Annotated in this window: 19 protein-coding genes and 1 pseudogene; 15 read left to right on the top strand and 5 right to left on the bottom strand. The window is 41.4% G+C overall.

Features of this window, described 5'->3' with window-relative positions; translation table 11 throughout:
- Positions 1 to 103: 103 nt before the first annotated feature.
- Both B5Y67_RS26210 and B5Y67_RS11795 read left to right on the top strand, forming a co-directional pair.
- A complete protein-coding gene (locus B5Y67_RS26210) occupies positions 104 to 544 on the top strand; it encodes a MarR family winged helix-turn-helix transcriptional regulator (RefSeq protein WP_088226629.1) in 441 nt (146 codons plus the stop codon).
- A 133-nt stretch (positions 545 to 677) separates the two neighbouring features.
- Positions 678 to 1,805 (top strand): 4Fe-4S double cluster binding domain-containing protein, encoded by a 1,128-nt coding sequence (locus B5Y67_RS11795; protein ID WP_088226630.1) that lies wholly within the window; start codon positions 678 to 680, stop codon positions 1,803 to 1,805.
- Between the two features lie 178 nt (positions 1,806 to 1,983).
- Here the strand turns inward: B5Y67_RS11795 and B5Y67_RS11800 are convergent, their stop codons facing one another.
- Positions 1,984 to 2,535: a MarR family transcriptional regulator gene (locus tag B5Y67_RS11800; RefSeq protein WP_088226631.1), complete on the bottom strand. Its 552-nt coding sequence runs from the start codon at positions 2,533 to 2,535 to the stop codon at positions 1,984 to 1,986.
- Between the two features lie 182 nt (positions 2,536 to 2,717).
- Positions 2,718 to 3,077 (bottom strand): hypothetical protein, encoded by a 360-nt coding sequence (locus B5Y67_RS11805; RefSeq protein WP_207652416.1) that lies wholly within the window; start codon positions 3,075 to 3,077, stop codon positions 2,718 to 2,720.
- A gap of 39 nt (positions 3,078 to 3,116) precedes the next feature.
- Between B5Y67_RS11805 and B5Y67_RS25340 the strand changes: the two genes are divergently transcribed.
- The 10 genes and pseudogenes from B5Y67_RS25340 to B5Y67_RS11850 all read left to right on the top strand — a co-directional run.
- Positions 3,117 to 3,317 carry a hypothetical protein gene (locus B5Y67_RS25340; protein ID WP_170932670.1) on the top strand — a complete coding sequence of 67 codons (201 nt, stop codon included), beginning with the start codon at positions 3,117 to 3,119 and terminating at the stop codon, positions 3,315 to 3,317.
- Positions 3,318 to 3,702: 385 nt separating this feature from the next.
- Positions 3,703 to 6,321, top strand: a complete 2,619-nt coding sequence (locus B5Y67_RS11810; protein ID WP_088226632.1) for a LuxR C-terminal-related transcriptional regulator — start codon at positions 3,703 to 3,705, stop codon at positions 6,319 to 6,321.
- A 286-nt stretch (positions 6,322 to 6,607) separates the two neighbouring features.
- Positions 6,608 to 9,085, top strand: coding sequence for a LuxR C-terminal-related transcriptional regulator (locus B5Y67_RS11815; RefSeq protein WP_088226633.1), 2,478 nt, complete (start codon positions 6,608 to 6,610; stop codon positions 9,083 to 9,085).
- 107 nt (positions 9,086 to 9,192) lie between these two features.
- On the top strand, positions 9,193 to 9,423 hold the full coding sequence (locus B5Y67_RS11820) for a DUF2442 domain-containing protein (RefSeq protein ID WP_088226634.1): 231 nt from the start codon (positions 9,193 to 9,195) through the stop codon (positions 9,421 to 9,423).
- A 407-nt stretch (positions 9,424 to 9,830) separates the two neighbouring features.
- Positions 9,831 to 10,328, top strand: coding sequence for a GNAT family N-acetyltransferase (locus tag B5Y67_RS11825; RefSeq protein WP_088226635.1), 498 nt, complete (start codon positions 9,831 to 9,833; stop codon positions 10,326 to 10,328).
- Positions 10,329 to 10,411: 83 nt separating this feature from the next.
- On the top strand, positions 10,412 to 11,047 hold the full coding sequence (locus tag B5Y67_RS11830; protein WP_088226636.1) for a tail fiber protein: 636 nt from the start codon (positions 10,412 to 10,414) through the stop codon (positions 11,045 to 11,047).
- A gap of 144 nt (positions 11,048 to 11,191) precedes the next feature.
- Complete coding sequence (locus B5Y67_RS11835) at positions 11,192 to 16,783, top strand: bacterial Ig-like domain-containing protein (RefSeq protein ID WP_170932676.1); 5,592 nt, start codon at positions 11,192 to 11,194, stop codon at positions 16,781 to 16,783.
- Positions 16,784 to 16,962: 179 nt separating this feature from the next.
- Positions 16,963 to 17,151, top strand: coding sequence for a hypothetical protein (locus tag B5Y67_RS11840; protein WP_088226638.1), 189 nt, complete (start codon positions 16,963 to 16,965; stop codon positions 17,149 to 17,151).
- A 123-nt stretch (positions 17,152 to 17,274) separates the two neighbouring features.
- Positions 17,275 to 20,358: a type 2 lanthipeptide synthetase LanM family protein gene (locus B5Y67_RS11845; RefSeq protein ID WP_088226639.1), complete on the top strand. Its 3,084-nt coding sequence runs from the start codon at positions 17,275 to 17,277 to the stop codon at positions 20,356 to 20,358.
- Positions 20,359 to 20,369: 11 nt separating this feature from the next.
- A pseudogene (locus B5Y67_RS11850) lies at positions 20,370 to 20,504 on the top strand (group II intron maturase-specific domain-containing protein); the annotation flags it as partial.
- Positions 20,505 to 20,807: 303 nt separating this feature from the next.
- On the opposite strand, the gene B5Y67_RS25345 reads toward B5Y67_RS11850, so the two are convergent.
- Positions 20,808 to 20,963, bottom strand: coding sequence for a hypothetical protein (locus B5Y67_RS25345; RefSeq protein WP_170932677.1), 156 nt, complete (start codon positions 20,961 to 20,963; stop codon positions 20,808 to 20,810).
- A 356-nt stretch (positions 20,964 to 21,319) separates the two neighbouring features.
- On the opposite strand from B5Y67_RS25345, the gene B5Y67_RS11855 reads away from it, so the two are divergent.
- Positions 21,320 to 21,733, top strand: coding sequence for a MarR family transcriptional regulator (locus tag B5Y67_RS11855; RefSeq protein ID WP_088226640.1), 414 nt, complete (start codon positions 21,320 to 21,322; stop codon positions 21,731 to 21,733).
- Between the two features lie 329 nt (positions 21,734 to 22,062).
- Here the strand turns inward: B5Y67_RS11855 and B5Y67_RS11860 are convergent, their stop codons facing one another.
- Positions 22,063 to 22,272, bottom strand: coding sequence for a hypothetical protein (locus tag B5Y67_RS11860; RefSeq protein ID WP_047808197.1), 210 nt, complete (start codon positions 22,270 to 22,272; stop codon positions 22,063 to 22,065).
- A 372-nt stretch (positions 22,273 to 22,644) separates the two neighbouring features.
- A complete protein-coding gene (dsrJ, locus tag B5Y67_RS11865) occupies positions 22,645 to 23,034 on the bottom strand; it encodes a sulfate reduction electron transfer complex DsrMKJOP subunit DsrJ (RefSeq protein ID WP_088226641.1) in 390 nt (129 codons plus the stop codon).
- Positions 23,035 to 24,043: 1,009 nt separating this feature from the next.
- Here dsrJ and B5Y67_RS11870 point away from each other — a divergent pair.
- Together B5Y67_RS11870 and B5Y67_RS11875 are read left to right on the top strand one after the other, a co-directional pair.
- Positions 24,044 to 24,433 carry a hypothetical protein gene (locus B5Y67_RS11870; RefSeq protein ID WP_088226642.1) on the top strand — a complete coding sequence of 130 codons (390 nt, stop codon included), beginning with the start codon at positions 24,044 to 24,046 and terminating at the stop codon, positions 24,431 to 24,433.
- Between the two features lie 65 nt (positions 24,434 to 24,498).
- Complete coding sequence (locus tag B5Y67_RS11875) at positions 24,499 to 25,179, top strand: response regulator transcription factor (RefSeq protein ID WP_088226643.1); 681 nt, start codon at positions 24,499 to 24,501, stop codon at positions 25,177 to 25,179.
- Positions 25,180 to 25,183: the final 4 nt, after the last annotated feature.

Below are 25,183 nucleotides of genomic sequence, written 5' to 3' on the forward strand. Positions count from 1 at the left end.
TATTGACAGGAAAATAGAAAAGATATATTATTGATTAAACATATAAGTGTATATACACCTTTACGTTTTAATTCTACTATATTTTGAAAGACGATAGAGTTAAATGAATCAAATTGTTAAATGCACGCCTAAATCTCCAAGCCCTTGTCACTGTTTGAACTTAAGGCGAGCTTCCAGGGCAGTAACTCAATTTTATGACAAGGTGTTGGAACCAAGCGGACTTAAAATTACGCAATATTCCTTATTGCGGAGTCTCGAAAGATTTGAGTCTGTGAGTATCAGTGTATTAGCTAAGAACATGAACATTGACAGAACTACTTTGAATCGGAATATGAAACCTTTAATGAATGCCGGGTTAATAGCGGTTAACACTGGTAAAGATTCGCGCTCTAGGATGGTAACGCTCACCGAGGACGGTAAAGCTTCCTTGGCTAACGCTATGGTACTATGGGGAGAAGCGCAAACATCACTGGAGAAATTTTTTGGAAAGGCGGAATTAGATGGTTTTGAAAAATTGCTTTCAAAACTTGAAGCTTTTGTTTAGTAATCTGAGATAAGTGGGTTAAGCAGAAGGGTAATTAAAATGAATTCTTGTCGTTAAATATGTGTATATACACTTTTAAATATAACAAAGTCTGGTACTTTGATTAAACTAAGAATTGAGAGGAGATATGAAAATGTCACTAACAACACAGATCAAAGAATTTGCTTTAGATCTTGGATACAGTAAGGTCGGTATTATTCCTGCCGACAGTTTTCCTGAATATATCGCTGAGTTAACCACTAGACAAGACATGTATTCTTTTTATATAAATAGCCCGGGTCGTCCATTGGTTGCAGCGGAACCCCGTTCGCTTATGAAAAATGCAAAATCAATCATTACAACAGTTTATGATTATTCGCAAAAGAGCTTTCCAAAGGAATTGACCGGTAAAATTGGCCGGATTTATCAAGCAAGGAGTTATTACGCGCCGCCTAATACTATCAATGGTGCCAGGACACGATTGATGCGGGAATATTTGCGCAGGCTCGGATGCGAAGTAGCTGATAAGATTAGTTTACCAGAAAGGTTGGTTGCAGCTAAAGCGGGTATTGTGAATTTCGGTAGAAACAATTTCGCTTATGCAGAAGGCATTGGGTCCTTTATCTTCCTTTCCTCCTTTGTGGTTGATAAAGAGCTCGAATATGACAGCCCTACCGTTGAGATCGGTTGCCCGGCAGGATGTTCAGCCTGCATGAAAGCTTGTCCTACGAAAGCTATTTATGAGCCGAATAAATTAAATCCGCGCCGTTGCATAGCGTTTAATACGTTTTTGACGCAAGAGCGTATGGTAGGCAGTTACATTGAACCTGAAATTCGCGAAAAAATGGGGACAAAAGTCCATGGATGTGACATTTGCCAAGAAGTATGTCCCCGCAATCAGGCAAGGCTAAAGGCAAAACTGCCGGACGATCCGTTTTTGGTGAATGTGGCAAACGATTTCAGTCTTTCGCAAATGCTTAGGATGACAGATGAGTTTTATGCAACACGAGTGGAGCCCTTGATGTACAACTATATTCATGAGAAGAAATACTTTCAACGGAATGCCGCCATTGCGCTAGGCAATTTGGGTGACCCGGCATTTATTCCTGACCTAGCAAAGGCGATGGATGAACCCGAAGAATTAGTACGTGGTTACTCCGCATGGGCATTAGGAAAAATCGGTGGCAGATCAGCTAAACAAGTTCTTGAGAAGAAAATTGAATACGAAACTTCAGAATCTGTGATCAAAGAGATTAGAGAGGTTCTATTGGCAATAATGTAATCGGACCAAATTAAAGGATCGCTTTAGGAACAAGAAAAAGATGGAAGTGGAGGCAAACAGCACTTTAGCCTCTGCTACTGTCAATCCATTGATATTACTGGCATCTATGAGTTTAGTAAGTTGTATTCCAGAAGAACAAGGTTGACGCAGATTGATGCGATCAGAGATACTCTTAAAGTCATTGATATAAGTGGATTAAACCAAATGAATAATCATCGTTAAAAAGTCCATTTGCTAATAAGGTTTTGATAACGGAACCATCGACGGCTATACTGTAGCAGTAATTGATGGAACATAGTTTTTTAACGAGTAGTTTCCAAAGAATTTCCAACTCCTCCTGCTTGAAATCTTTAAAAATATCCGCCATAAAATCAATGGTTACACTGCCTCCGCAGCTTACCAAAGTTTGAATTCCCAACTCAGTCAAATGCACATTGACTGCCCTTTTATCTTTTGGGCTGGGGATAATGGTGATGAAGCCTTTTTTCTTCAGGCTATTAATCAGCTGGGTGATATTTTGTTTAGTTGCTCCCAGCTTGTTTGCAATGTTAACGATCGTCGTCTCATCTTCGGGCAAATGGAGAATTGCCAGCACAGTCATATATTGCCTGGATGTTAATGGTGTATTGTACCTATCACCTGTCGTCTGAAGCCTATTTGAAACTGAAATCAGGCTGGAATAGACTTGTTCCATAAGATGCAACAGAAAGAATTCTTTATTGTAATCCATGACAAAAACCAACCTCAGCAATCATCGTCTATTACTTAGTCAATTGATTGTCTATTATTGTATCGGTGAATTAAAAAAAGTTAAGAACTCGAGAGATATAGTGAACGTATTGGGACTCAAAACTGTTTTTCACAGCTTTGGGTCCCTTAAAAATATAATTATGACTTTGGATAAAGATACTGTCATGGTTCTTGAAAGAAACTAATTGTTCTTTTAAAGGATTGAACTTGACCTTCTATGTTTCCTTCAACGGTTTCTCCGATAGAAGACATGCCTCCGTTCAATGGCATTCTGAGGGTCATATAGAGTGGAAGGACATAGGGAATTGGAAGAGTGCCCCATATTTTCGTAAGATAACAATTCCATATGATGTTTATAATTGCTGCTTTTTCAATGCTTTTCCGGTAGGTACTTAAAAATCCGAACGGTATTCCTTGTTCATTGTCCTTTTTTTGATCCGCAAAGAAAATATTATTATCTACTTCAATAAATGGAATCGATTTTCCTTGATAGGTCCAAGAAGAGACATCCTTTCCACTCATCAACCCGTCTAACGCTTGAAAACAATAGATGTGAGGGATATGGAGACTATCAAAGAGAAGGTTTTGGAACATGAATTTGTACAAGTTATGAATAGGATTATTAGTAATAAAGAAGCTTTTCTGATTGGGGAAGATAAGGGCGCGAAGTTTGGCTGTGAGGATATCTATACAAGGTTAGCGGAACTTCAGAATGCGTTGATGAATGTGGTCCAGAATATGGGGATTTGTTTCGGAAGTTGATTGAGAGGGTTAAGGTTCAGTCGATTGTTGAAGTGGAGTCTGTATTTAAAACAGGGGTAGAGGAGGGAAGTACTTGTATAATGGGAAGCCTATTCACATAAATCGAATATCCTATGGAGGTAAATATTTTACCGCAGCCAGATAAAGGTATAAGGCTAAGGTGAAGAAGTGCTCAAAGTTTAGTTCGAATTTTTCCTGAATCAATATTGCTGTGATTAGAGGAAATTATAGAATTCTATAGAATTCCAGATATATGCAGATTGAAAAACCGAGTGGCAGTGAGGAATCTGCAGCTCAATGTAAAGTACAAATTTAAACTGGATACATTGACCGAGTTTCCCTTTCGATACCAGACTGGAATTTATATATATTATGAGGTGGCGGGATGAAAAGAAAGATTATTCCCTTAAATAATTATACACTCCGGGTTCCTTTGCTTCAGACCAAGCTGCAAATGCCGCTCTCCTTATCTGGCCTGGTAGAACGTCCGCGGATTTATTCCTTTTTGGACGGCATGCTGCATAATAGCGGACTCAGCTTGGTGACTGCGCCCGCTGGCTACGGTAAGACAAGTGCCGTAGTTCAATGGGCCGAGCAAAAGGGTTTCCCCGTGGCCTGGCTGTCTTTAGACGATGGCGATAACGACCCGGTGCGTTTCTGGACCTATGTTACAGCTGCTCTTAGCGGCATAGGGGAGGGCCTGGGTAAAGAGACGGTGCCCATATTGCATTCCTCAACCAATCCCCCTTGGGAAACGGTCATTTCTCTGCTCATAGACGATCTTGCGCAGCTGCCCTTTGATTGTATCCTGGTTATAGACGATTATCACCTCATCAGTGAACCCCTTGTTCACGAAACCCTCTCATTCCTGCTGCGCTACGCACCCCGGCAATTGCATCCGATCATCATCGGACGCACAGAACCGCCTCTGCCGGTGTCCCGCCTCCGGACCTCTGGACAGGTGGCGGAATTGACTGTTCAGGATCTTGTCTTTGCCACCGGGGAAGCGGCGGCCTTTTACAGTCATCGAAATATTGATCTCACCGGCGAAGAGGTCGAAAAATTAACCAAACGTACCGGAGGCTGGGCGGCCGGCCTGCAGATGGCTGCTATGTCCTTGTTGAAAAGTGACGATAAAGCTGCTACGATCGAACGATTCGGGGGCAGAGACCGCCTGCTGGCCAGCTATTTCCGAGAAGAGGTGTTTGGGGGGATTGGGCCAAATGTGCAGGAATTCCTGCTCCAAACCTCTATACTAGGCCATCTCTCCGGGCCGCTTTGTGAGGCGGTGACCGGAAGGCTGGACAGCGGCGCTGTGCTCACCGCGTTGGCCCAGGCAAGTGGTTTTGTGACCTGCCTGGACGAAAAGGAGGGCTGGTACGTCTATCATCACCTCTTTGCCGAATTCTTAAGGGGACTTCTTCAGGAAAAATATCCGGAGCAGATCCCAGGCTTGTATGGTAAGGCCGCCCGTTGGTGTGAGGATGTCGGGCTGACTGCTAAAGCCGTCGATTACTTCTTGCAAGGGGAGGATTTCCAGCATGCGGCCGGTTTGGTGAAGCGGCTGTTTCTGGAAATGCTGGGTTGGGATGAAACTGCCACGCTGTTCCGGTGGCTGCAGGCCCTGCCGGCCGAGAAACTGAATGAAAGCCCAGCTCTGTGTATGGCGCAGGCTTGGGCTGCAGTTGCAGCCAACCAGCCTGCCGAAGTGGAGCGGTGGCTGAATCAGGCGGATGCCGTCTCTCGGGATATAAAACAAAATGGTATTAGCGATACAAACAGGATAGCTATCGACCGGGCTGTTTTAGGGGCCTACCTGGCGGTTAAACGAAGGGATGTGCCGGAAAGCCTCCGCTGGTTGGCCCAGGCCGGTCAGGCCCGGAAAAAGTTTTTTACGTATACCTTAATAAATATATTGCAATCGCAAGAACCCAGCCTGCTGGGAGGAGTACTGGGAGGGTTCGGCCATCTGAAAGAGAAGGCACAGGCCATGGAGAGCGGGTCCTATCTCAAAGTCAGAGCGCTGGTTGCCCCAGCCATCCGCGCGGGTTACGCTCTGGTAGCTAACGCTGAGGCCCTTTACGAATGGAACAAGCAAGATGATGCGACTCGGAGCCTGGCGGAAGGAATGGAGGAGGCCCAAAGGATGGAAGAGGCTGGAGCTTTGGTGCCGGCCCTATTCACTTTCTCCAAGATCCACTTCGCCCGCGGCGACCTAGCGGGCGCCCTGACTGTAGCCACCGAGGGAGAAAAGATTGTCCGGAGCTTAAGCCAGCCGCAGTGGCTGCTCCCCCTGGCCGCCCTTAAGGCGCGCCTCCACCTGGCGGCTGGTGATGCGCCGGCAGTCGAGGAATGGCTGGCCGGGAGCCGTCTGGACGTATACGATCGCCTTAGCGCCGCTCGGACATACGAACATATAACCCTGGCCAGGGTTTTGCTGGCCAGGGGATGGCGGGACGAGGCCCTGCTGCTTTTGGAACGATTACGGGTGTTTGCTGAAAAAGAGGAGCGTCTGCCCGGAATCATCGAAATAACCAACCTGCAGGCCATGGCCCTCGACGCTGCGGGTCGGACGGCAGAAGGTCTGGAGATCCTCCGGCAGAACCTCGTTCTTGGTCGGGAGAACGCTTACCTGCGCAGCTTCGTAGACGAAGGAGCGCCGATGATGGCCCTCCTTCGACGGCTGGGCCGCAGCCGGGAGCAGGAGGAGGGTGAGTCAGCCTATGTCCGGCAGTTGCTCTCTCTCTTGCGCGGGAGCCCGGTGATCAGTTACCCGGGGCTGCAGACGGTGCCGGCGGCTCACCTGGCCGAACCGCTCACGGCCAAGGAACTGGCGGTGCTGCACCTGTTGGCTCAAGGCATGGACAACCGATCGATCGCCGCGGAACTCGGCGTCAAGCCCGTGACGGTGAAAGCCCATCTGACCAGCATCTATGGCAAGCTGGGGGTCACTGGGCGTCGGGAGGCGTTGGAGTTGTCCCGGGAGTCGGGCCTGCTGCGGTAAATAAATTTTTCATTTCTTATACTTTTGAGTCAATTTTATTATACCCGGTATAATAACAGAACTTAAAATTTTTGGTAAAATGCATCAGGCAGTGTATGCCGGGTGCATTTTTTTGACCAGATGACCAATCAGTCGCTCCCATGAGAGGCAGTCTTTCTGGTCAAAGTGCGGCCATTTGTTAAGGAGGCTTAATGCCGCTCGGTGGAGGATGGTGACGGAATATTAGTATAATTCGGCTGAAATCGAGAACTGGGAACGCCGGAACGTACTACAGGGTGGTGTATATATGTCCATAGCAAAACGTTATAATCAAAAAGCACTCTATTTATCAGATAAGCTAAAGGAAGCCTTAAATAGCATAATTGAATATCCAATAACCATTGTTGAAGCCCCCATGGGCTATGGGAAAACAACGGCTGTTAGGGAGTGTTTAAATAATACTGATGCTAATGTACTTTGGCAAAGAGTTTATGACAGTTCGATAGACAGTTTTTGGCATAGCTTTAGTCATCTGTTTGATGAATTGGATGGTTTCTGTTCTCGGAACCTTGAGTTGCTTGGATTTCCTGACGATAGTGTATCAAGACAGGAAGCCCTAAAGTTAATTGAGGGTCTTGAACTGAGTGTTAAAACTGTGCTTGTAATAGATGATTACCACTTAATAGACAATTTATTAGTCAACAGTTTTATCGAGTTTCTCATAATCAGCGAAGTGGCGAATCTGCATGTAATCTTAGTCGCACGCTATACGGAACTTCAAGTTCTTGATGAATTGAAGCTTAAAGGTAATTTATGTCATATTACTAAGCAAACTTTTGAATTAATGCCTAAGGAAATAGCAGGTTATTACGGACTGTGTGGAATCAGTCTTAAAACTGTTGAAGCAGACGAGTTATATTTGTTGACTGAGGGGTGGATAAGCGCCTTGTACCTGCTGATGCTCAATTACATAGAGGAGGGCAACTTTACTACCATCACAAATATCTATAATCTGATTGAAAAGGCGGTTTATAAGTCTTTTTCTGAGGAGGTTAAAACTTTTCTCTTGACCCTGTGTCTGTTTGACAGCTTTACCCTCGAGCAGGCCTTTTACATGTGGCATAAAGAAAATGCAGATCAACTTTTAAATGAGGTTATTAACAAAAATGCTTTCTTAAAATACGATCACAAGGCTAAGACCTATCAAATGCATAATATCTTCACTAACTTCCTTAGAAATAAGCTGGAAAGCAAAACCGTAAAGTGGGAAATCGAATGGAGAGCAGCACAGTGGTACTTGAAAGCCGGTGACCATTTTGCCGCTATGCACTATTTTTATGGATGTAAAGACTTTGAGCAATTGCTGCTTACAATTGAACACAACAAAGCTAATGGAGTAAACACACCGAACAGAAGGGAATTATTCATAAAATATTTTGAAGAATGCCCGGATGAGGTAAAGCGCAAGCATCATTTGGCTTTACTTATTTTTGCTCTGGCCTTCACTTCATATAAAGAGCCCGTCTTGGCTGAAAAGGCTTGTCGTGAATTCACCCGCAATATTCAAAAGGTTGAGAGCTTGAATGATGACCTCAAAAAACGGCTTTTAGGGGAATATGAGCTGTTACTTAGCTTCACCGAATATAATGATATTAATAAAATGTCAGAGCACCATCAGAAAGCTGTCCAATTGCTTAGTGAGCCTACTTCACTTATAGATTTACGATCTAATTGGACCTATGGAGCTCCTTCGGTTTTACATATGTTTTATAAAGAAAGCGGAAAGCTTGAAAAACACGTTCATGACTTAATAGAGGCTTTACCCCACTATTACCGAATCACCAATGGTCATGGCAGCGGTGCCGAATATATCATGGAGGCGGAAAGATATTTTAGTTTAGGTGATGTTATAAATGCTGAGATTGTAATGCATAAAGCCCTCTACAAAGCTCAAGCAAATAAGCAGATTGGGATTGTTTTATGTGCTCTGTTTCTGCAAATTCGTCTTAGCTTTTTTAAAGGGGATTATTCCTCTCTGTTGGAGCTATTTCAAAGCATGTATAAGAGCATATTAGACATAAGGCATAGTAATTTTATTCATACCATCAATATATGTGAAGGGTTTGTTTTTTCGCTTCTCAATCAACGGGATAAAATACCAAACTGGATAGAAACAGGTGATTTTAACAGCAGCCGGCTTCTTTTTCCAACGATGCCAATGATAAATATCGTGTATGGCAGAGTGCTTTTAATTGATGGGGAATACTTACGGCTCATAGGCAGTGCTGAACATTTTATTGGTATAGCCTCTGTTTTCCCTAATCTGCTCGGACAAATTTATACATACATCTACCTTGCAGCTGCAAATTGGCAAATATATAGGTCGGAGGAGGCATTATTTGCGCTTTTGAAGGCACTTGCCATAGCTATGCCGGACAAGGTTTACATGCCCTTTGTAGAGAACTGTGATTATATTAAACCTCTGTTTGAGCAACTTTATAACGAAGGTAAATATCTGAAGGACATCATCAAAATATTGGAACTTTATGATATATATCAGAAGTCGGTAGACCAAATGATTAAGAAGAACTTTCTGGCAGAGGGGAAACCCGAACTAACTGAAAGAGAGACTCAAATTGCTGAGCTTGCAGCTGACGGACTCACCAATAAGGAGATAGGTCAAAGATTGTATATTTCCCCAAACACAGTCAAAACCCAGTTGAAAAGTATATTTGAGAAACTTGGCGTGAATTCACGGGCTCTTTTGAAGCAGTATCATTTTTGAGAAAAACTTTAATAAATATTCCGATTTCACCCATTGGGTGATATAAATCCCAAAAAGTCCACTTTACAATTATGTAGGGTGGATTTTTTATCTGGGGAGGTAATGTAATGAGCCGTATAAAAAGTGTGGTGCCTAAGGGGGATTACCGCTTGGAGGTACACCTTGACAACGGGAACAGTGTAACGCTGAATTTTGAAAGCAGGCTTCAGACTTTAAGGTTTGGCATGCTTTCGGACAAGGATTATTTTAATACGGTAACTACAGATGGAATTTGTATTCGGTGGGGCAACAATATTGAAATATCTGTTAGCGAACTTTTTCAATTAGCAAACAAATAAGCTGAGAGGGTTAAGAAATATGGTTATTATTTGGCTGTAGCAGAGAGCCAAGTATAATCTGTGGCGTTAGCTTGGTGAACGATACAAAGGAGAGGGTGTTCAATGCATTTTAATAATCTGCAATAGCAAACTTCAGAGCTGCGTTTTCATCAGCTCGATACCCTCGTGGTGATTTTTGCTAAAAACATAAAACTTTACAAAAAGATCACCCACTGGGTGATATAAACTAAAAATAGTTCACTGTACAATAATAATTGGGTTTTGGTAAAGGCATTTATAATAGATTTCAAATTGTTAAACGGTTATTGCACATCAAATAAATGATCCTGAAAAATACCTGCTACAATAATTCAGTTAAATCAGAAAAAGGTTTTGGTATTAATTAAGTTATAGAGGGAAAATGATAAATGAAAAATATTGAGGATAGTGATCAAATAAGTATTATTCCATCGTGTCCTGTGGAATCAGGTCATAAGGATTTTTTATTAAAATTGTTTAAAGAATGTCGCCCGGATTTAGCCTTCATCAATGGTATAAGTAAAGAGATAAAAGCAACTGTAATATTACAGCAGTTTAACATAGAACAACAGCAATTGCAGCAATTGTATCCAGAGGCCGAATTAAATATAGTGATGCTTCATAAAGAACCAGTTGGACGACTTTATTTATTACGTGGAAAAAATGAAGTACGTGTTTTGGCACTAGGGTTGCTGGAAAAATACCGATGTAGGGGCATTGGCAGAAAACTTATGACTGCAGTAATTGAAAATGCCGCAAACAGAGGGAAAACTGTAAGCCTTCAAGTAACTTGGTTTAATCAAAGCGCCTATGCTTTTTATGAAAAAATAGGATTTAAAGTTATTGAAAATAAAGGCGTCTCTTTGGAAATGCAGTACATGCCTTAATATATTAGTTTATCAAAGTGTAGTCGGGTGTAAGAAAATTACGTCTTCGATTATAAATAACAATCAATGAGAGGAGCATTAAGATGGATTGTTTTATAGGAACAATTTTACTTTGGCCTATGGAATGGGCACCTGAGGGGTGGGCACTCTGTAACGGACAGGAACTTCAAATAGTACAGAATCAAGCACTCTTTTCGTTATTAGGCGCAAGATTTGGAGGAAATGGAACTACTACCTTTAAGCTGCCAGATTTGCGTGGCTGTGTACCAGTAGGTATGGGCCTTGCACCAACAAACACAAATTATTTACTTTGCCAAACGGGAGGGGCAGAAACTTCAACCCTATCATTAGCTAATATGCCAGCACATAATCACCAAGCGACTTTTAATCCTGCAGGTATGACATGTGCTGCAAGTGGCAGTTTTACAATACCCGCAACATCTACTCTTGGAAATGTTGCAACACCGGATAATACAAGTTATCTTGCCCAAGCGCCCAGGGCTGGAACTACTACAGTAACTACATATAATAATAATGCTTCTGTTGCAAAAGATGTGCAATTGCCCGGAGGAACAGTAAATGTAAGTGGAACGGTAAGTGGCAATGGCATAGTAGCAGTTGGTAGTACCGGAAGTGGGGCAGCAGTCAATAATATGCAGCCTTACCTCGTATTGAATTATATTATTGCTATAACCGGTATGTATCCAATCAGATCATAGATTAATATTAGGTTACAAATAATGCTGATAAAGTAAAAGACTGTTATTTTAATTAAAAAGATCACCCATTGGGTGATATAAATCCCCAAAAGTCCACTGTACAATTATTGTATGGTGGATTTTGACTTTTTGGAGGTGAATGAAATGAACCGTATAAAAAGTGCGGTACCCATAGTAAATTACCGTTCAGAGGTTGCTTATGCCAACAAACAAAAGCTGTATTTTGATAGCAAACATGGAAATGGACGATTTGGCATGATGACAGATACGTTATTTTTTAACAGCGAAGCAACAATAATTAAGCAAAGGATTTTAAAGGAGTTTAGTATGATAAAGTTTAAGAAAAGAAAAATATCATATATTTTTGTGTTAATATTTGTTCTTTCAGCAGTTATAATGCCGAATTTAGCTTATGGAGCTATTGGTAATGCTACTGTGAGTTTTACAGGTACTGACACAAACAATGTGGGAAGTACATTGCATGATGGTAGTTTAGGTTCAACTGACATTAGTGGAATTCAGTTGGATATTTTTAATGCCAATAGAACAGTTCCTGATACTCCAGTAGAATATTTTGGGTTAGGGAATAATTCTAGCACTTATGATTCACCTGTAATTATTCCCAATTACGATCCGGGTACAGGTATAGCGCCAGATTTCATTGTTATTAAAAGCGATGATGGAAGTGCGTTTGACTTCAAGTCAATATATGTTCTGGATTACCTAGCGAGTGAGCCACAGATAAAATTTGAGGGTTTTCGGAATGGTATTTCAACGGGCTCAGTAATTCTTAATATAAATCAAACTGATTATCAGGAGACATTTACTTCAACAAACGGACTAACTCCGTCAATATTTCAAAATATTGATGAAGTTAGAATATCCAATCAATATGATGGAGACATGACATACGGTAACTATGTAGGAATTAATAATATACAAATTGGCGATCCACCGGATGTAACAAACCCAACGGCAGGAAACAGCGGAACAATCATCCCGAGTAATGCAACGAGCAGCAGTGTGGATTTAAGCTGGGCAGCAGGAAGTGACAATGTAACAGCAGCAGCGAATTTGCAATACAAGGTGATCTATTCGACCAGTAACAATTTAGGTACAGTAACTAATGCGGAAGCCAATGGAACAGTGGCCCAGGACTGGAGTGCCAATCTGACCGATAAACAAGTGACTGGACTAAGTGCCGGCACAACCTACTATTTCAATGTTCTCATCAAAGATGAAGCCGGAAATGAGAGCGTTTATACAACCGCAACTCAGGTGACAACGGCAGCGCCGGTTGCTTTGCAAAGCATCGCTATCACAACTCCGGCCACGAAGCTCATCTACACAGCCGGGGACAGTCTGGACATCAGCGGAATGGTAGTCACAGGGACTTACAGTGATAACAGTACAAAGACCGAGAGTATAACTGCAGCGGATGTCAGCGGTTTTGACAGCAGTGCGCCTGAGGCCAGGCAGACATTGACCGTAACGGTAGGAGGCAAGAGCACGACTTACACCATCGAGATACAGGCAGCACCGGTTGCTTTGCAAAGCATTGCCATCACAACTCCGGCGGCGAAGCTCATCTACACTGTCGGGGACAGCCTGGACATCAGCGGAATGGTAGTCACAGGGACTTACAGTGATAACAGTACAAAGACCGAGAGTATAACTGCAGCGGATGTCAGCGGTTTTGACAGCAGTGCTCCTGAGACCAGCCAGACATTGACCGTAACGGTAGGAGGCAAGAGCACAACTTATACCGTCGAGATACAGGCAGCACCGGTTGCTTTGCAAAGCATTGCCATTACAACACCGGCGGCGAAGCTCATTTACACAGTCGGGGACAGCCTGGACATCAGCGGAATGGTAGTCACGGGGACTTACAGTGATAACAGCACAAAGACCGAGAGCATAACTGCAGCGGATGTCAGCGGCTTTGACAGCAGGGCTCCTGAGACCAGCCCGACATTGACCGTAACGGTAGGAGGCAAGAGCACGACTTACACCGTCGAGATACAGGCAGCACCGGTTGCTTTGCAAAGCATTGCCATCACAACACCGGCGGCGAAGCTCATCTACACAGTCGGGGACAGCCTGGACATCAGCGGAATGGTAGTCACAGGGACTTACAGTGATAACAGTACAAAGACCGAGAGTATAACTGCAGCGGATGTCAGCGGTTTTGACAGCAGTGCTCCTGAGGCCAGCCAGACATTGACCGTAACGGTAGGAGGCAAGAGCACAACTTATACCGTCGAGATACAGGCAGCGCCGGTTGCTTTGCAAAGCATTGCCATTACAACACCGGCGGCGAAGCTCATTTACACAGTCGGGGACAGCCTGGACATCAGCGGAATGGTAGTCACGGGGACTTACAGTGATAACAGCACAAAGACCGAGAGTATAACTGCAGCGGATGTCAGCGGCTTTGACAGCAGTGCCCCTGAGGCCAGCCAGACATTGACCGTAACGGTAGGAGGTAAGACCACGACTTACACCATCGAGATACAGGCAGCACCGGTTGCTTTGCAAAGCATTGCCATCACAACTCCCGCCGCCAAGCTCGTTTACCCCGTCGGCGCCAGCCTGGGCATCAGCGGAATGATAGTCACGGGGACTTACAGGGATAACAGCACAAAGACCGAGAGTATATCTGCAGCGGATGGCAGCGGTTTTGACAGCAGTGCTCCTGCGGCCAGCCAGACATTGACCGTAACGGTAGGAGGCAAGACCCCGACTGACCCCATCGCGATCCAGGCACCACCGGTTGCCTTGCAAAGCATTGCCATCACAACTCCGGCGGCGAAGCTCATTTACACTGTCGGGGACAGCCTGCACATCAGCGGAATGGTAGTCACAGGGACTTACAGTGATAACAATACAAAGACCGAGAGTATAACCACAGCGGATGTCAGCGGCTTTGACAGCAGTGCCCCTGAGGCCAGCCAGACATTGACCGTAACGGTAGGAGGTAAGACCACGACTTACACCATCGAGATACAGGCAGCACCGGTTGCTTTGCAAAGCATTGCCATCACAACTCCGGCGGCGAAGCTCATTTACACAGTCGGGGACAGCCTGGACATCAGCGGAATGATAGTCACGGGGACTTACAGTGATAACAGCACAAAGACCGAGAGTATATCTGCAGCGGATGTCAGCGGTTTTGACAGCAGTGCTCCTGAGGCCAGCCAGACATTGACCGTAACGGTAGGAGGCAAGAGCACAACTTATACCATCGAGATACAGGCAGCGCCGGTTGCTTTGCAAAGCATTGCCATCACAACACCGGCCGCGAAGCTCATTTACACTGTCGGGGACAGCCTGGACATCAGCGGAATGGTAGTCACAGGGACTTACAGTGATAACAGCACAACACAGGAAGCAATCACATTAGCTAATGTAACAGGCTTTGACAGCAGTGCCCCTGAGGCCAGCCAGACATTGACCGTAACGGTAGGAGGTAAGACCACGACTTACACCATCGAGATACAGGCAGCTCCAGTTATCGCAACCCTAGTCAGCATCACAACACCGTCAGCTATTACCGGAGTAGCCAACGGAACAGCTAAAACAGCGTCGGCCCTGGGACTGCCATCGACAGTGACGATGGTGACTGGTAGTGGAAATGTTCAGGCGAACGTGACCTGGGATGTAGACTCCTGTAGTTATAACGCGTCTTCAACCAGCGCGCAGACCTTCACGGTCAGTGGGACAGCAACTCTACCGACAGGTGTGGTGAACACGAATAATGTTCCGCTGACCACCGGCATCAGCGTTGCCGTTAATGCGGCGCAGGCTCCAACCTATGCCCTCACCATCAAAGCAGGGACCGGCGGAACCATTACGGAAGGTAGCAGCGGCAATTATGCGGCAGGAGACATCATTAGTCTTGCAGTTACCACGAATTCTAATTATAGCTTCAACGGCTGGACTTCTTCGAACGGGGGAACCTTTGCCAACGCAAACAGTGCAACGACTACCTTTGCAATGCCCATGTGTGCAACTGCCCTTACGGCTACCTTTACCTATAACGGGGGTAGTGGAGGCGGTGGCGGAAGTGGAAATTCATCAGGCGGTAGTATCCCATCAAGTGGAGGAACAAGCGTTTCTGGCAGTGTCGTTGATGGAACAACTGGTGCTACTGTTTCCAACCTAACAGGAACTGTAATGACCGACAGAAACGGAAATTATACAGTTTCAATGCAAGCATCTCAAACGGTAACCCTCCAACAGCCTGACGGAACCACGAGCCCTTTAAGCGATCTGACAAAAGTGAGCTATGAATCAGCAGGGGGAGCGTTATTAAGCGCTTCAGCAAATGGAACTATCAATTTTGCCAACCTAGCCAAAGGAACAGACAATCAATATAAGATCACCTATGATTTAGGCAACGGACAAACAATTACGCTGGGAACCATGGAAGTCATCGTTTCAAACGATGGAACTGTCAGTTTAAAATGTACCTTAATAGACCCATATGGCATAATCACGGATGCTGCAACTGGTAAACCGATTGCCGGAGCAAAGGTTACCTTGTACTATGCTAATACGGAACGCAACAAGACTAATGGCAAAATACCGGACAATGTTGTAACCTTACCGAGCATTAACGGCTTTAAGCCCAATAACAATCAAAACCCGCAGACCAGTGATGGGAATGGAGCTTATGGTTTTATGGTCTTCCCTGACACGGATTACTACATTGTAGCTTCCAAGGGTGGATATGAATCATATACCAGTCCTACCATATCCGTAGGTCAAGACATCGTTCATTGGGATTTTAAAATGAGTATACCCATCATGGAAGTCAATCGACTGGCAGGGCAAAGCCAGGTGGATACCGCTTTGGCTATTGCAAAAGCAAACTATACAGGAATGCTTTCCAATGTGGTTCTCACGACCGCAGATAACTATCAAGATGCTTTAGCAGGAAGTGTCCTGGCTTACAAACTTAATGCACCAATTCTCTTGGTCGGAAGCTCGGAGACTGATCAAGCAAAAGCATTAGATTATATGAAGTTGAATCTTGACCCGTTAGGAAACGTTTATCTCTTAGGCGGTATAGCAGCAGTCAGTGCTGATATGGAAGCCAAAATCAAAGCAGATGGTTTCAGTAAGATTACCCGCCTGGGCGGGACGGACGGCAATGATACTTGCGTCAAAATCACCGATCAATTACAGGCCAAGAGCGGAACACCAATTGTGCTGGTCAATGGCGAAAACTATCCGGATGTTTTATCTATTAGCAGTATTGCTGCTGAAAATCAGTACCCTATCCTTCTAGTTCAAAAAGATGGAATTAGCGATGGAGTCAAGAATGAAATAGCTGCTATTAAACCAAGTAAGGTCTATATCATCGGAGGAGAAGGGGTTATTAGCTCAGCAGTGGAAAGTCAGGTAGAACAGGTAACATCTTTAGATAAAGCCAATATTGTGAGAATTGCCGGACAAGATCGCTATGATACCTCCCTGGCTGTCGCCCAATACTTCAACTTATCCGGGCAAAGTGTCTGTATCACCACTGGCAACAATTTTCAGGATGCACTGGCCGGAAGTGTCTATGCGGCTAATCATAATACCCCGATTATTCTGGCAGATGGCAGCTTGTCTGATCAAGTTGTGAATTATCTGAAGAGCAAAAAACTGACCGGAGCAACTCTATTCGGAGGCGAGGCCGTCGTGGGCAAGAGCATTGAGCAGCAGCTTAATCAATTGATCGGAAAATAGAAAAGAGTAGATTTCCAGTGACAATTTTTAACGACACAAAGAGATGCTATAGGAATTATTCAAAATATAATATTCCTCGTTGAATCAATTTGGAGTATTTTGCTAATTGGGAATAGCAACTATATTCTCCATCCCCAAATTAGCTGAATTAATCAGAGAGAAGGGAGGTTGCGATAATAATGAAAGCTATAAATGAAAAAATTATGAAGGCGCTGGAAGATGATAAAGAATTAATGCTCAAGATACAAAACGTAGTTAGATTAGCCGTTGAAAAAGAGCTTGTTGATGCTAATATTATTGAAAGTGGTGAACTTCATAACACAGTTGGCTGTGTAAGTGTTTTGTTTACAATAACTTGCACGTGCTAAAGAGATCAGAATTCAATACTCTGTAAGTTAACTGAAGAAACTTCCGCATTTTCGAATTAATTAATAAAAAGCGGAAGTTTTTTAGTTGATTAAAGTTTAGATTCTTAATAAAGGAGCCAAATAATGTTTTCTAAAAATTATTTAAAAGAATTATATGAGAAATCAAGTTTTTTAAATGAAAGTATAGGAGAACAACATTGTCCATTTATTCCTTTATGGATGCAATTCCTCAATAAGGTTATTGAAAGCACCGAAATTTATTCATTGCAAACTAGAAGGAGCGAGCAGTTATTTGAACAAACTAATCCGATCCCATTTCAAGAGATTTTATCCTTATTTGTATTTGTGGGTACAGAAGAATTGTTTAAAAAGAATAGCCAAATAATGAACATTTTTTCTAAAAATTCAATACTTGATATGCAGAAGTACCTTTTAAAGAGTCTTGCAAAAATATCATCTGAAATTTTTTATATTGAATTTTGCGCAAATAATATTCAATATATTAAACGCTTTTTAGCGGAAACTGACGAATTCGAAAATGATAGCAATTCTAATATACAGTACAAGAATTTTATTGAAAAAATGCTTCATGGTGGCCGGTTAAAGGATTTTTTTATGGAATACGCTGTATTAGCAAAGCATCTTTCACAAACTGTATGTCGTTGGGTTGATTTTATGACAGAACTTACATCAATTCTCAAAAAAGATTATAACGAGATAAGTCACATTTTTTTTGAGGGAAGTGTACAAGGAAAGGTTTTGTCAATGGAATCAGGGTTATCTGACAATCATAATAATAATAAAACAGTAGTGAAATTAACCTTTGAAAATCAAAGAAGTATTATCTTTAAGCCTAGAAATATCGGTGTGGAAAAAGCATACTATAAACTTCTGGACTTTTTAAATAAAAGAAATTGTGTACTTCGTCAACGGATACTGAAAATTATTGATGGTGAAACCTACGGATGGATTGAATATGTAGAGCATCTACCTTGTAAAACGCTTGAACAAGTGAGAAATTATTATAGACGTTCAGGAGCGTTACTATGTATAGTTTATGTCTTTTGCGGATCAGATTTTCATTTAGAAAACATTGTTGCAAGTGGAGAGACGCCCGTTTTAATTGATCTCGAAATGCTCATAAACAATAATCAAGACTTAAGCAATATCAATTCATGGCTACAAATAGACGATGTATTGAAAAAAAACAACTCTGTTCTTTATACAGGGTTACTTCCAGTTCCGTATAAAATGCAGGATGGTAAAATATCAGACTTAAGTGGTCTTGGAGGGGAAACGGATGTTGAAACAACTCTAAAAGAATCTATTTGGAAAAACATTAATACTGATTCAATGTATGTAGAGATTAAACATATTAAGAATCTTTCATATAAAAATGTTGTTAAATTAAATGGAAAGCCTATTGCCCCAGTAAATTATGTTGATGAAATCGCAAAAGGGTTCGAGGAAACATATAGGATATTTATTGAATTAAAAGATGAATTTTTGCAGGAGAAAAGTATTCTACACCTGTTTTCACATCAATTGATGCGGTATGTATTTCGAGAGACCAAAAATTACTCTCAACTAATTAAAAATTCTTTAAAGCCTCCATTTATGCGCAATGGAAAGGATTGGAGTAAAGAACTTGATAGATTTTTCTCTGCCTTACACGTTGGGCTTGAACCTATTCATGAAATTTTAGGATATGAATACCAAGCCATCAATAAATTAGATGTGCCGTTCATTAGCTATTGGACTGATAGTAAAGATTTGATTCTTGGCCAAAACGTTAGAATCAACAATTATTTTTGTAAAACATCCTTTGATAAATTAAAAGACAATATCATGAGTTTAAATGAAGAAGACATCCAAAAACAGATAGGTGCAATAAAAAGTTCATACAACATACTAAACGAAATGAAAAACCCTGCTTCTAATGTGCCAGATGTATCTCACATAGTTTCGTGCAGCAAAAATAACTTAGAGCAATCCTTTTTTGTTCATGAGGCGGAGAAAATAGCAAAAGAAATCCTGGAAAACAGAATAGAGTCGTATGGAAGTGTGAACTGGAGTCAGCTTATAGTGTCAAATACACATACTTATATGATAAAAATGATGGGATCTGGCCTATATAGTGGAAATGCAGGGATTGCAATATTTTTTTCAGCATTAAGTAAAATAGTAAGTAAAACCGATTACCATGGTCTTGCTCGTAAAACGCTTAAACCTATCAGAGATTATTTATGCGGAAGATCGGTTCTATCACTTCCCAAAAGGATAAACCTCGGAATGGCCTCTGGTCTTGGAGGAGTAATATACTCCACTGTTTTAGCAGGAAAATTTTTAGAAGATGATACGTTCAATAAAGAAGCAGTTAATATAATTCCGAAAATATCCAATGAAATCATTGAACAAGACAACATACTTGATATTATAGGTGGCAGCTCAGGTATGATATTGAGTTTGTTGTCACTTTACAATGAAACAAAAAATGAAGCAACACTTTTAACTGCAATACGCTGTGGAAAACACTTATTGAAAAATCGTTCTAAAAGTCAAAATGGCTTGAGGGCATGGAAACATAATATGGTTTTAGCAGTAGATGAACAACCTTTATGCGGGTTTTCACATGGTGCATCTGGAATAGCATATGCATTGCTTAAGCTATTTAAGGTTACTGGTATCAAAGAATTTCTTGATGCAGCTGAGGAAGCAATTTTATACGAAGACGGGTTAATTTCAGGAGAAATGGAACAATGGCCTGATTTACGAAAAGCGTATACAGGCGATGAAAATAAGAAGCTTTATAATGCTTGGTGTCATGGTGCCGCAGGAATTTTGATTACTCGAATGGAAGCACTTTGTTTTCTTAATAAAGAAAACATGATGACAGATATCAATAGAGCTCTTCAAATTATCATAAACATGCCTTCAAGTGTGGATCACGTATGCTGCGGAACCTATGGGAAGATTGATGTTTTATTGACAGCATCACAAAGGCTTTCCAGACCGGATTTGCAGGAAAAAGCTTTGGAAATGGCCTCATTTACTTATTCTGAAGATAATATGAGAAGCAGATATAACAATTTAGCCAAAGGATATACCAATTTTGGGTTCTTTCAGGGAGTGTCTGGGATTGCTTACACAATGTTGAGGCTGTCACATAAGGATGCGATTCCATCTGTGTTGTCATTTGACATTTAGACCTTACCAAGGATGAGTGCAGAACTAAACTCAATTAAGTGGTACAGGGCTGGACAAATTACTTCAAACCTGCGGATCAAAAGAACCTGCTCAAAGGTTTGGAGGAATGGATGCGAAGTCGCATACGGATGGTAACTTGGAAGCAATGTATTAGAAATGGCGTAGATATCTATTTTTAAACAAAATAATTGACTATAAACTAGTACACGTTATATAGTGAAAATATCGTAATATATTCACTAATGTATAAAATTAAGATGATGAAGCTCCTGAGTATAATATTCTCCGGGGCTTTTTAGTTTTTTCTGCGTAAAATTCTGTAATGATCTTTGACATTAAATATCATTGAAGTAATTGCCCGTTTTTGATGAGGAGGGATGTTTATGCCCATTTACTATTTCTTGAAAAATCGAACTAAAAGCGCGTCACATGAATTAGGGGTTAAGCTCTTATAATGTTATTTTTTCGTGGCACTGAAGACAAGTGATTATAATCGAATGATCATAATCACTCATTATTTCAAATCCCTGAATTTGACCTTCACCCTCTATGTCCTCCAAAATATTACCTTTATTTCCACATGTGCAGGTAATTGTTAATTCCATCGATATCAACTCCTCTTTAGTGTAATATACGCAAATAATTTGCCATATAGTATGATGCCGTCAACGAGCGGTCTTTTTTATGCCCAAATTTAAGCCCGAAAAGCCTTAGAAGATGGCGGCCATTCCCAAACCTCTCTCGTATGGAATCGACTTTCCGATCTACTGCGTGCTGTTTACCATAATCTTTAGACCTTTATTTTTTACAATGACTCAAAAAGGTCCCCTTGCTTCAGTTTTGCTTTTGAACAATTCTTTGTGCCTATTGGAAAACCATTGTATGAAGAGAATACTTTTAGTATAATATATTTTTAAATTCGAATAATATTATAATCTTACTAAATTAAGGAGGATTTCTTATGATTGAAGAATTAACAAATGAACTTTTATTTTTCTTTAACGGGTTTTCGTCTTGGGAAAATTCAATAGTACGAGCAAGTGATTTAACAATTTCAGAGGCCCATGCCCTAGAAGTGTTGGGAGAACACGAAAAAATAAATATGAAAGCTCTAGCGCAAAAACTGGGAGTTACGACGGGAACGACCACTGTTAGTGTAGACAGGCTGGAAAAGAAAAATTTAGCGAAACGTGAATCAACACAGGAAGACAGAAGAGTTAATCTGATTACTTTAACAGAAAACGGCAAAATGGCTTTTGAGGAACATCATAATTATCATATGCAATTAACTGAACAGATGGTTTCCGTTTTGAGCGAAGATGAAATAAGGAAATTCCTCGATACTCTTAAAAAGATAAATTTGGAGACTTTTTAATCTGGTTCGGTAAAGTCTATCCTTATAAGAAGGAGAGAGGAAATGAGTGTGTGTGATTGAAGTTGTGCCTGATAACACATGGAGCAAAATTTGGCTGCGGCACGGAGGATTGATAATCACTGTCCTTTGCCTAATATTAATTAGTCTATCTTGAGGAAGCAGAAGGTTAGTTTTGTGAAAACATTAATTTCACCGAGGGGAAGTGAGAAGGATGAAGAAAAGGATCACTGGGCTAGAATCTAAGGTTAATGACCACAAAAAAGCCGAACTGAAAGAGTAAGTTTCAGTTCGGCGTGGGTAATTAGTGTTGATTAAGGATTTTGCTTAAACTACTCAGGGCTATTTAACCAATTGTGATATTTCTCGAGAAGTTCAAAAGCGCAAATAGTGCTCATGACTGTTATTATGCCAGCCAAGTCATTTGAATTCTCTTGAGTCAAAGGAAATGGGATCTGAATTCCAAGTTGGTCAATGGCATCTACAGCATTTGCATAATGTTCTTCTCTGACTTGCCCTACGAATTCTTTAAAATCTTTCAAGTAAACAACTCCTGCCTTTTTCTGTTCTGTTGATATAGTCAATCTCATTCGACACAAATGATTAAAACCCTGTAAATTAATCACGAAAGTAAGGCAAAAAACACATGAGCGTGACAACGAAAGATTAAATTAACAATAAAGACCAAGCGAGTGAAATAATCAAAACCTGTTGTTTTTACCTGTTCATAGAACAGTCGCCCTATGATCCGTTTTAGAGCAAGAAAATAATAACAACATGGTTTCTAAGCATATTCCTATAGATTCCCCAGGGGCGAGTAGTTGGTAGTATATGGATTGGGGCTAAAATATTTGGTTTTTTACTGGAAGATACTGTCTTAGAGTATGTTTTCGTTAAAATGTTGGCGGGCCCCATTATAGAGTTCCACCTTGTGTATGGCAACTGAAACAGTTCACCTGAACGCCTACATAATTATGGCAGGTAATACAGAACTGGTCAGAGTTAGCTCCTACAGTGTTACTCCAGGTATTAATATTAATCGGGAATTTCTCACCTTGACTATTGACGTGGATTGTCTGACCATCTCGAACATATTCCTGTCGCCATTGATCCAGAAGTTTCATATGATTAGCTATCATCCATGAAGCTGGCTCTATATCATGCTGTGTACTTTTTATTAATTTAATGTTCTCAGCTAAATTCTTAGGTTCAGCATTGGCTTTTCCCATATTATAAAAGAATGGGATACATAGGAAAGCCACAAATACAACGAGGGAAGCAATTATTCTACCGCCTTTATACATTATTCATTTCCCTCCTTTCCAGGGAGATCATTTAAATGAAGATCAGTGTTTCTTTCTTTATCGCCCTTCATGACAGTGCGTTACCCACCAGTTCATGAGTTCCAGAAACTGATACACCTGGGCACAGCATTTTACCTGCTAAAGCAGGAGTTGCATAAACGCTACATTTCGATGTTTTTATTATTGCTCAGGCCTATGAATTAGCCGTGAATAAGTTGTGAATAAGCTATGAATAAGTCATGAAAATAATATTCTATGTTTTAGCAGGTTACCTCGTTAGACATAATACGTAAACTTATTCCAATAAGGCGGATCATCGTCTGGGACGATCCTCAAATAAATCAAAGGGATGTGATGTCGACCGTTTCTGGATTGGATTATCAAGAAATTGGCAGCAAAGGAATTCAAGTAACCTGCACGGTCAGAAAGTATTAATTGGTAAAGCTCTGCATTACTCGAACCGGAACGCGTAGTGAATCAAACGGTTAAGGCAGAGAGAAAACACACTATAATTAAGTGGAGACTTAGCTATGTAAGCAGAGAGATGTGTTCATAATGTTTTAACTGGAGACGTAACGAAACGATGGTTTTGTTGCGTCTTTTTATTCATTAGAAATTCAGAACTTTTCCATGAGATCATCGTATCTCAAGTTTACACTAAATACATCGTGTCGCTCCGACCATAAATGAAATTGGGTAAATCATTTTATTTAAACACCCTAATATCCGGTGATTTCTGTATCTGCCAGAAAAAAGTGGATAATGCTATGTAGAGATAATGTTACTTCTGTCGAGCCATATCTCTTTTAGTTATTGATACTAAGCAAGCATAACAACAGCAGTATACTGAAAATATCAGAAGCAAATATAATAAGCCTGTAATTTTTACGCAAAATATATTTGTACTTCAATTTCCTAACTTTTTCTCAACCATTGACTTGATATACTCTAAATACAGGTTGCAACCCTGATACAAAATTAAAGTTACAATTGAAAGGGGCAAACAAGAATGTTTTTAACAAAACACAAAAAGCTTATCGTGAGTCTTGCCGCTGTAGCAGTAATGACTTTGGGAGGAGCAGCAACTGCAATGGCGGCAACAACGGGGAATTCACTCACTCCTGCCGGGTCTTTCGATTCATCGAATATAAAAATTATTCCAGGTACCTATACTGTAGTTAAAGGTGTAACCCCAGATATCGTTGGTGGCCATACAGCCACAACTCTGCCGAATCTGAAACTGAAACTGACTAATCCCTCTGGCGTGCCGGTTTCGCCTATCTCCGTCGGTGTCGATGCTTCGGACTTCCTAGGGAAAAACTTTACCGTTAAAACCCTCGGTCCTCAGGATTTTCATTCTCTTACACCCGGACAAAACCATACTACAGCGGCTAAATAATTTGGAATTAGTAAGGTGAACAACATTTTGCTGTTCACCTTACCTGCTTTTACATTGGAGGCTTTATGAAAATATTATTTGTTGAAGATGAAGAAGAATTATCCGAGATTGTTGCTCGTGGCCTTAAAAAATGCGGTTATGCTGTGGATAAAGCATATGATGGAGAAGAAGCATTGGATTACTATAAGATAAACGAGTACGACGTTATATTACTAGATTTAAATATACCCAAAATTGACGGTTTAGAAGTTCTGAGATGTATTAGACAGAAAGACAAAAAAGCTAAGATACTGATTTTATCTGCCCGCAATGCAGTTGACGATCGAGTACAAGGGCTGGACATGGGAGCAAACGATTATCTGACTAAGCCTTTTGATTTTTTGGAATTAGAGGCAAGAATACGCACCTTGACACGTATAGCGTATATCCAGCAGGAAAACGAGCTTTCATGTGGCGACCTGAAATTAAATATGGCGACAAAGGTTGTTTCATTTCGTTCGGTTAACTTATCCTTAACCAAAAAGGAATATGCAATCTTAGAATATATGATGCTCCAAAAAGGACGGGTCGTTAGTAAGGAGCAGCTACTGAATCATGTCTGGGACAGCGACAACGATTTATTCCCCGCAACCCTAAAGTATCATATCTATTCGTTGAAAAAAAAGCTCTCCGAAACAGGCTGCAGTCAGGAGCTTATTCAGAATACACGGGGGATGGGGTATAAAATTGGCGAGGTGAGCGAATGAGATT

Origin of the sequence: Desulfosporosinus sp. FKB (assembly GCF_002196705.1) — a bacterium.
Classification (GTDB): Bacteria; Bacillota; Desulfitobacteriia; order Desulfitobacteriales; family Desulfitobacteriaceae; genus Desulfosporosinus.